Below are 8,847 nucleotides of genomic sequence, written 5' to 3'. Positions count from 1 at the left end.
AGATTTAAATTTTTAAAATAAGACATTTAATCTGAGTAATAACTTAATTTACTGAATTGTAGTATTTAACATAAATTTAATTAACAATCAAATAGTAAATTGTGTAAATTTGTTTTCAACTTAAAATTTTAGTACCATGGTTGCAGTTATCATCAAAGTCGTTTCCATACTATTATCAATTGTTACACTTCTTTTTAACTACTTTTTTTAAATCGGATTGTAACTTTCGATTTCAAAGTCGGAACTCAATAAATTTACGTAATGGTAATTGATTCGATCGTTCTTATCGAATTGACCATTTTGATTCGTGTCTTCAATAGTTCTGAAATACAACCTGTTTTTGGATTCTACTAAATTCCAATCAATTAATTCTTGCATAGTAGCACTTAATTTCTTGAAATTTTTACCCCCAATCGTACTGATGTAAAGCGACTTAATATCATTTGTATCCAATTTACCATCACGATTCGTGTCCATATCTACGATACTGTACACCAGCAATTGCTTTTTGGACTTTTCAAAAACAGTATTCAAATAGCTTACATTACTAATCACGATTTTCTTATCTGTTAACATATTGATTTCTGTAGAATCGATGTGCTGAAATTTCAAATTTTGAAGAAAACCTGTAAGCTCAAAACGGTTGTAATTGGACACTGAAAAGCTTACTTTATCTGTATTTGACGTACCGTAGATTGATTTTGCACGACCTTCATACACGCTAAAATCGCCAATAGGATGAATGAGGTAGGGAGTTCCTTCCATCTGAATAGGTAAATCAGCAATAGCAATTTGAGAGGAATCTACTGGAACAGTCTTAATTTCTGTTTTGGTAGTATTTTCATAGGTTACTTTTGGCGTCTCTACTTCTTTCTTGCAATTGAACAATAGCATGGAAGCAGTTACAATTAATATCTGTTTAGTGTTTTTCATAATTGTGGTAATTCAGTCAAATATAACAAATCTATTTTTATCAAAGGAAGGCTTTTAAAGTTTGGCCGTCAATTTTACGTTAAAAACCCGCGTGGTCAAATAGTTTGGCACTCCGTATTGATTTTTAGTATAAACATCGCGAACCCAAGTATTGGTAATAGCATTTTGATTGTTAAATAAATTAAAGATTTCAAAACCTAGGGAGAGGTCTTCAAACTTTTTGAGCCAATGTTTTTCAGGACGATTGGCGTTATTTTCAGTTAAAACATACGAAAATCCGGCATCTGCACGACGGTAATCCCGCAGTCGAGATTGAAATTCATAAACATCTGCATACGATGGCGAACCTCCTGGAAGTCCTGTATTATAAACGATATTCAAGTATACTTTTACGCTTGGAATATTAGGCATATAATCCTGAAACAAAGCGCCAAACTTCAGCCGTTGATCGGTTGGTCTTGCTATAAAACCGCGATTAGCGATGTTTTCTTCGGTTTTCATATAACCAAAACTCAACCACGACTCTGTTCCTGGTACAAATTCACCGTTCAATCGTACATCCAAACCTTGAGCAAAAGCAATTGCATCATTATTGGCGGCATAGCGAATTCGTACATTTTCCAACGTGTATGGATTTACATCGGTTAGTGATTTATAATACAATTCGGAAATCAATTTAAAGGGTCGGTTCCACATTTTAAAACTGTAATCGTTGCTAAAAACAAGATGAATAGACTGTTGTGCTTTTACATCAGGAATTACGGTTCCTGTCGAATCACGTAATTCTCTATAAAAGGGCGGTTGGTGGTACACCCCTCCCGATATCCGAAACACCATATCTTTTTGCCAGTCGGGTTTTATCGAAATGGAAGCGCGAGGACTGAATACAAATTGAGAGGAATTTTTTAACCCCGAGCCTGAAACCGCCCACTGGTGGCCGCGAACTCCGGCATTGTACCAAATATCAGCCGAACCTAATTTTCCTTTGTTACTCCATTGTGCATAACCAGAAAAACGATCAATAGTTACAAAATTGGTTGCGCGAACATTTTGAAACGGAATCAGCGGTCCAATATAGGGTTGTGCAGGTTGATTGTTTGGAAAAACAAATTTAGGTGGATTTAGCGAAAAACCCGCTGAGTCAATCACTTCCCACTCCACTACTCGATCCCTAATGTCTTCCCGTGTATACTTGAAACCCCATTCGATGGTGTTGTTTTGGATTTTATCAATTCCTTTGACCTCGCCATTAAAAATCAATGCATCCAAATTATTTCGAGCGTGATTCAACTGAGTACCTACTCCTTCGGAAAATGTTACCGAACCCAGATTTTCCGAACCCAAACTTCCATCCACTTCACCCAATGAATATTGTGCTAAAATATCAAAATACTCTTGTTCGGTAGTATGGTACAGCGAACTAATTAATTTTAAAGTAAAATTTTCACTGACTTCATAAACTGATTTCAAAGCACCAAAATAAGTCGTGTACTCGTCGTTTTCTTGACCTTGATAAAATATACTCAAAGCAATAGGGTCATCAATCGTACCAAAATTGGTTTGCCTTGTCAATGGCTGAAATTGGTATTTGTTTTGCGAAATATTTCCAAGAAAACTCCACCTCCATTTTGTAGAAGGTGTAAAAGTAATGTAGGTTTGTACGTCGGCAAACGTAGGTCGGAAATTGGATTGTGTTTCTTGACTATTAACAAGCAGACTGTTATCCCGATATCGAACGCCTGCGATACCTGTCCACTTTTGATTTTTAGAAACCGCATCCAACGCGAGACTTCCGCCGAGGAAACTCGCCTCTGCAGCGACGCCAAACTTTTTTGGAATCCGGTAGGTTATATCTAAAACGGATGATAGCTTGTCGCCAAATTTAGCTTGAAAACCTCCAGCAGAGAAATCCACATTTTCGGTTAAATCGGTATTGGTAAAACTCAAACCCTCTTGCTGACCGGATCGAATTAAGAACGGACGATAGACTTCTATTTCGTTTACATAAACTAAATTTTCATCGTAATTTCCACCACGAACAGAATATTGCGTACTTAATTCGTTGTTGCCGTTTACACCTGCAAAAGTTTTTAAAACATTTTCGACACCTGCATTCGCTCCCGGAATTTTTCGTATCGTGGCAGGATCAATATTTGCAATTCCTTCAATACGATCACGCTTATTTTTGGTGATGGTAACCTCTTGCATTTGTTCGGCCACATCATTCATTACGGGATTAAACTCAAAATCTTCGTTAGATGAAAACGTCTGAATTAAGGTGATTTTCTTAAAACTAACGTGCGAAAATACGACGGTTACTGGCTTATTGGCCGATACTTCAAGGACATAAAATCCTGTAGCATCTGAAGTAGTTGTTTTATTAGATGCTGAAATAACAACATCACGAACAGGCTGATTCTTCTCATCCAGAATGACTCCTTTTAAACGAGCAGTTTGCCCATAAATAGTGGAGAACGAACAAAATATCAAAAGGAAAAGTAAGAGGTGCTTTGTTTTCAAAAGATCGACGTATTTATTTATTACTTCTAAAAAAATGAGTTTCAAAGATAGTAGAATTCCCAACATTATCAATTACTTCCAATTTAAATTCATTTCGACCGTCTTGCAAAAGTGTCTTGTCAAATTCATGTGTAATTCGTGCTTTTTTATAATCATAATCAAACAAAATCCAATTGCCGTTGATGGATCCGTTATAGGAATCAATCCCAGAAAAATCATCGCTGATGTTAAAATCGATGGTATTTTGCGTATTCATCCATTTGCCTTCCGAAATATTTATTGCCCTTATTTTGGGAGCTATGGTATCTTGTGCTAAATAAAATTTTCCTAAATTCTTAGTCCAAGTGGTAAAAGTACTGTCCGAAACTTTAGTTGCATTGTAACTTTTTCGTTTCCCATCTATTGATACAATAAACGTTTTCTTTTTCAAATCTTCGCTAAAACTATTATTATCAATACTGATTTTAAAATTTTTGTGCACTGGCACTGATCCATCTTGAAAAGTCAAGGTATCCTCTTTAACGTCAAAATTTAAATAAAAGTCTTCATAAAATGTACCCGCTTCAACAAAAACTGAAATATTATCCTTTTTATACATATTGTCGTTGTTGGCTTTCAAAAAATAAGGTGTTTTTACAATTTTACTAGGTGTTTCAGCGGCCAAAGGTGTGTACTGGATCGGAATATTGATGACGACTTTATTGTTGTTAAAATCTCGAACTTCAATACGATACGTATTATTTATATTGGGTTTAACCCCAATTATACCGTTATTTTTATCCGTCTTAACAATACTCAACGGATACGGATTGCTCATAAAAAGACGTTGGATCCGAACGCCTGTTTTTCGAAATCTAGAAAAATCAATCAATGCATTAATGTAGCGACTTTCGTCAAATGCAAATGTGTTGAACTGATAATTAAAGGATTGTTGACCATTTAAAAAAGACTGAACGTGATAGATGCCGTTTTTATTGTAATTGAAATCAAACATATCATACGCATTGATGCCAAAACCAACTGCACCACTAACTAAAACTTTGTCGGCTAAAAAAGTACCGTCGGGTTGTTTTGTAAAATTGATTGCTAAAGGTTCTTGCGATTTATTTACAACCGAATTTTCGCCCACTGGATAAGCCATTAAAGTACTCACAACAGGTTCGCTTGTATCATTAATCATCAAATCAAAACCAAAAAGTAACGGATTTATAGGTTTCTCAGATTTTGTATCGCGAATTTCAAAATGCAAATGCGGTCCACCTGAACCACCCGAATTTCCAGAAAGTGCAATCATTTCTCCTTGTTTTACAACCAGTTCATCGGGTTTTAAAAAAAGTTCGATTTCAAAGGCTTTTTCTTTATAATGCGACATTTTAATGTAGTCTTGGATTTTACTACTTCCTTGATTCAAATGTCCGTAAACAGTCGTATACCCGTTGGGATGTGTAACGTAAATGGCTTTTCCGTACCCAAAACTGGAAATCTTTATGCGAGAAATGTAACCATCTGCAGCGGCATACACCTTTAAATTTTCTTTTTGATTGGTTTTAAAATCCAATCCAGTGTGAAAATGGTTGCTTCTTAACTCCCCAAACGAACCCGATAAGTTTAACTTAATCATTTTGAGCACAAAGTGAAAATGGTAAAAAGAAAAGTAAAAGGCGGATAATCATGGCTTGCATTTTTCGCTAATATAAAAAAATTTAATGATGCACTTATTTATTTTTACAAAGATATAAGTTCTTATTCATCACAATAATAACGCATAAAACAAGTTTAATTGTAAAAAAACAACAAAACTATTGTGTAATAAAATAGGAATACTAACTTTGTGATTATAAGTAACGAATAATGATTCGATGAGTGAAATTGCAGAAATAGTTGATACTCTTGAAGATAAGATCAAAAGACTTTTTATAAAATTAGAAGGTTTAGAAAAAGAATCTCAAGGTTTAAAACTAGAATTACAAAAAGCTGCGCGAATTATCAATCAACAATCTAGTGAAATGGCTGCTATAAAAACGCAGTATGATGCATTAAAACTAGCAAATTCTTTACTTGGCAGTGACGAAAATAAACGAGATACGAAGCTTAAAATAAATGCATTAATTCGGGATATTGATTACTGTATCAATCAGTTATCAGAAAAATAATTATGGACGAAAAGCTTAAAATCAAAATATCAATTGCCGACAGAGTTTATCCCTTGAATGTGGATATGTATCAGGAAGAAGGACTGCGAAGCGCGTCTAAAAAAATTGATGTGATGATAAAGCAATTTGAAGAAAATTATGCCGTTAGAGATAAACAAGACGTTTTGGCTATGTGTGCTTTGCAGTTTGCATCGCAACTAGAGCAAAAACAGATTGATAAAGTCGAAGACCATACCAATACAACCGAAAGATTGAAAAATTTAAATGATTTATTAGATACGATTCTCCTAAAATAATACGTTCTTAACACAGACTAAAAATACTGCCTACATTAGTTTTTATTTGGTAAACTCAACACTAACAAATTAGAATGAGCAAATCATCGCTACTAGAGCAAGCCGTTTAAGTACGGAAGCTTGAACAGTGAGTTAGCTCAAAACTTGTCTTTTCGAGTTTATACATTTCCCTAATGTAGGCTTTTTTTATATACAAACAAAAACAAACAATGGACACACCAGTAATAGTAATTTTAGCAGCAATCATAGGAGTTGCAATCGGTTTTGCAATCGCAAAAATGTTAGAAAAAAGCAATTCTTCAAGCCTTATTAAAAGTGCGAAACGACAATCAGCTTCCATCTTAAAAGAAGCCAATTTAGAAGCCGAAAACATCAAGAAAGATAAAATTCTGCAAGCAAAAGAAAAGTTTATCGAACTGAAAGCAGAACACGAACAAGTGATATTGGGTCGTGATAAAAAAATTGCTGAAGTAGAAAAAAGAGTGCGCGACAAAGAATCGCAGGTTTCGGGCGAACTTACTAGAGCCAAAAAATCGATCGAGGAATTCGAAGCAAAAACGAAAGAATACGAAACGAAACTCGATATTTTAGACCGCAAACAGCATGAAGTAGAACGTATGCATAAAAGTCAGTTGGAACAATTGGAAGTAATTTCAGGACTTTCTGCCGAAGATGCTAAAAATCAACTTATTGACGGTTTAAAAGCAGAAGCTAAAAGTAGCGCAATGTCCTACTTGCAAGACACCTTGGAAGAAGCGAAACTAACGGCCCAACAAGAAGCAAAGAAAATAATCATCAATACGATTCAACGAGTAGGAACTGAAGAAGCAGTTGAAAACTGTGTTTCTGTTTTTAACATCGAATCGGATGATGTTAAAGGTCGAATTATTGGCCGTGAAGGCCGAAATATCCGAGCCATTGAAGCTGCAACAGGTGTTGAAATTATTGTAGACGATACTCCAGAAGCTATTATCCTTTCTTGTTTTGACCCCGTTCGACGTGAAATTGCTCGATTGGCTTTGCATAAATTAGTAACCGATGGTCGAATTCACCCAGCCAGAATTGAAGAAGTAGTTGCTAAAACAACGAAACAAATTGACGATGAAATTATCGAAGTTGGAAAACGTACGGTAATCGATTTAGGTATTCATGGTTTACATCCAGAATTGATTAAAGTGGTTGGTCGAATGAAATACCGTTCGTCTTACGGACAAAACTTATTGCAACACTCCAGAGAAGTTTCTAAACTTTGCGGAATTATGGCGGCCGAATTAGGATTGAACGTAAAACTTGCTAAAAGAGCCGGTTTACTTCACGATATCGGAAAAGTGCCCGATACCGAAAGTGATTTACCTCACGCTTTGTTGGGAATGCAATGGGCTGAAAAATATGGAGAGAAAGAAGAAGTGTGCAATGCCATTGGAGCCCACCACGACGAAATTGAAATGAAATCGTTATTATCGCCAATTGTACAAGTTTGTGATGCCATTTCTGGTGCACGTCCTGGAGCAAGACGTCAAGTATTGGATTCGTACATTCAACGTTTGAAAGATTTAGAAGAAATTGCTTTTGGATTCCATGGCGTAAAAAATGCGTATGCCATTCAAGCAGGTCGCGAACTTCGAGTAATCGTTGAAAGTGAGAAAGTAAGCGACGACAATGCTGCCACTCTATCTTTTGATATTTCTCAGAAAATTCAAACTGAAATGACGTATCCAGGTCAAGTTAAAGTAACTGTTATTAGAGAAACTCGAGCGGTGAATATTGCGAAGTAGGAAATTTTAAAAGTCGCAGGCTCTATATTGTAAGATGAAGATTACAAATAAATATCATATAAAGACCCGTTGAAATTTTCAGCGGGTTTTGTGTTTTAAAAATCTTTTCGAGGATGAAAATCGTTGATAACTTGAGCAAGATGTTTTCGATCTAAATGCACATAAATTTCAGTCGTAGTGATGGATTCATGTCCCAACATCATTTGAATGGAACGCAAATCAGCTCCGTTTTCGAGTAAGTGGGTCGCAAACGAATGACGAAAAGTATGTGGACTGATTTTTTTTTGCAGATTAATTTCGACCGCCAACCTTTTTATAATCGTAAAAATCATCGCCCGTGTAAGCTTTTTACCCCGACGATTTAAAAACAAGGTATCTGAATCGGCTTTGTGAATCGTCTGGTGACAACGAATTTGATCTTTGTAGATTGTAATGTATTTTTCAGTTGCTTCTGCAATGGGAACAAAACGCTCTTTATTGCCTTTACCAGTGACTTTTATAAAACCTTCTTCAAAATATAAATCCGAAATTTTTAGTGCCACTAACTCCGAAACCCTAAGTCCACAGCCGTAGAGTGTTTCTAAAATCGCACGGTTTCGTTCGCCTTCATTCGAAGTCAAATCTACAGCACCAATCAATTGATCAATTTCTTCAATAGATAAAACATCGGGTAATTTTCGACCCAATCGAGGCGATTCTATTAATTCCAAAGGATTATCCGTTCGGTAGTCTTCAAAAATCAAATAAGAAAAAAAACTTTTCAACCCCGAAATAATTCGGGCTTGCGATCGTGCATTTACCTCTTTCGAAACTTCGTAGATAAACTGTTGCAAAGTTTCTTCTTGAATTTTAACGGGTGAAATTTCCATTGCATTGGTTTCCAAAAAAAGTATGAGACGTTCGATATCGTAACAATAACTATTAATGGTATTTTGCGACAACCCGCGTTCGATTTTTAAATACGACTGATAACTTTTGATATACGAATTCCAATTCATATTACAAATAAAAACAAAATTTGACAAAAAAAAACCATTTAAAAATTTAATGTATATCCGTAATTGCTCATATTTTTGTATATTTGTTTGATAGATAAATTATTGGGTATGAATATTTTTAGTTTTGGAGTCGAATTTAGTAGTGAAGCCAATTGTATTGCGCATTTTAAAG

At 35.3% G+C, this 8,847-nt stretch carries 7 protein-coding genes and 1 other RNA gene; 4 read left to right on the top strand and 4 right to left on the bottom strand.

The annotated features are described in order from the left end of the window. Positions 1 to 207 precede the first annotated feature (207 nt). From ACIQ2X_RS10735 to ACIQ2X_RS10725, 3 genes are read right to left on the bottom strand one after another with little or no spacing between them, the layout of a single operon-like run. A complete protein-coding gene (locus ACIQ2X_RS10735; RefSeq protein WP_396178926.1) occupies positions 208 to 933 on the bottom strand; it encodes a hypothetical protein in 726 nt (241 codons plus the stop codon). Positions 934 to 987: 54 nt separating this feature from the next. Then, positions 988 to 3,453, bottom strand: coding sequence for a carboxypeptidase-like regulatory domain-containing protein (locus ACIQ2X_RS10730; RefSeq protein WP_396178925.1), 2,466 nt, complete (start codon positions 3,451 to 3,453; stop codon positions 988 to 990). 13 nt (positions 3,454 to 3,466) lie between these two features. Beyond that, positions 3,467 to 5,074, bottom strand: a complete 1,608-nt coding sequence (locus tag ACIQ2X_RS10725) for a M23 family metallopeptidase (protein ID WP_396178924.1) — start codon at positions 5,072 to 5,074, stop codon at positions 3,467 to 3,469. A 238-nt stretch (positions 5,075 to 5,312) separates the two neighbouring features. Between ACIQ2X_RS10725 and ACIQ2X_RS10720 the strand changes: the two genes are divergently transcribed. From ACIQ2X_RS10720 to rny, 4 genes are all read left to right on the top strand, one after another. After that, the gene (locus tag ACIQ2X_RS10720; RefSeq protein WP_396178923.1) at positions 5,313 to 5,606 is read left to right on the top strand and encodes a hypothetical protein; all 294 of its coding nucleotides are present in this window, start codon (positions 5,313 to 5,315) and stop codon (positions 5,604 to 5,606) included. Positions 5,607 to 5,608: 2 nt separating this feature from the next. Further along, on the top strand, positions 5,609 to 5,902 hold the full coding sequence (locus tag ACIQ2X_RS10715) for a cell division protein ZapA (protein WP_396178922.1): 294 nt from the start codon (positions 5,609 to 5,611) through the stop codon (positions 5,900 to 5,902). 53 nt (positions 5,903 to 5,955) lie between these two features. Beyond that, positions 5,956 to 6,062: non-coding RNA, 6S RNA (gene ssrS / locus ACIQ2X_RS10710), on the top strand. 49 nt (positions 6,063 to 6,111) lie between these two features. Next, positions 6,112 to 7,677 carry a ribonuclease Y gene (gene rny, locus ACIQ2X_RS10705; protein ID WP_396178921.1) on the top strand — a complete coding sequence of 522 codons (1,566 nt, stop codon included), beginning with the start codon at positions 6,112 to 6,114 and terminating at the stop codon, positions 7,675 to 7,677. A 95-nt stretch (positions 7,678 to 7,772) separates the two neighbouring features. On the opposite strand, the gene xerD is transcribed toward rny, so the two are convergent. Further along, on the bottom strand, positions 7,773 to 8,675 hold the full coding sequence (gene xerD, locus ACIQ2X_RS10700) for a site-specific tyrosine recombinase XerD (protein ID WP_396178927.1): 903 nt from the start codon (positions 8,673 to 8,675) through the stop codon (positions 7,773 to 7,775). Positions 8,676 to 8,847: the final 172 nt, after the last annotated feature.

The sequence above is a fragment of the Flavobacterium sp. genome (assembly GCF_044368625.1).
In the GTDB taxonomy this organism is placed as follows: domain Bacteria; phylum Bacteroidota; class Bacteroidia; order Flavobacteriales; family Flavobacteriaceae; genus Flavobacterium.
This window is presented reverse-complemented; position numbering and strand designations above follow the sequence as displayed.

What these genes read in the sequence shown, in the direction of transcription:
- ACIQ2X_RS10735 (WP_396178926.1), bottom strand. Translation starts at nt 933, where the DNA reads ATGAAAAACACTAAACAGATATTAATTGTAACTGCTTCCATGCTATTG.
- ACIQ2X_RS10725 (WP_396178924.1), bottom strand. Translation starts at nt 5,074, where the DNA reads ATGATTAAGTTAAACTTATCGGGTTCGTTTGGGGAGTTAAGAAGCAAC.
- ACIQ2X_RS10720 (WP_396178923.1), top strand. Translation starts at nt 5,313, where the DNA reads ATGAGTGAAATTGCAGAAATAGTTGATACTCTTGAAGATAAGATCAAA.
- ACIQ2X_RS10715 (WP_396178922.1), top strand. Translation starts at nt 5,609, where the DNA reads ATGGACGAAAAGCTTAAAATCAAAATATCAATTGCCGACAGAGTTTAT.
- rny (WP_396178921.1), top strand. Translation starts at nt 6,112, where the DNA reads ATGGACACACCAGTAATAGTAATTTTAGCAGCAATCATAGGAGTTGCA.
- xerD (WP_396178927.1), bottom strand. Translation starts at nt 8,675, where the DNA reads ATGAATTGGAATTCGTATATCAAAAGTTATCAGTCGTATTTAAAAATC.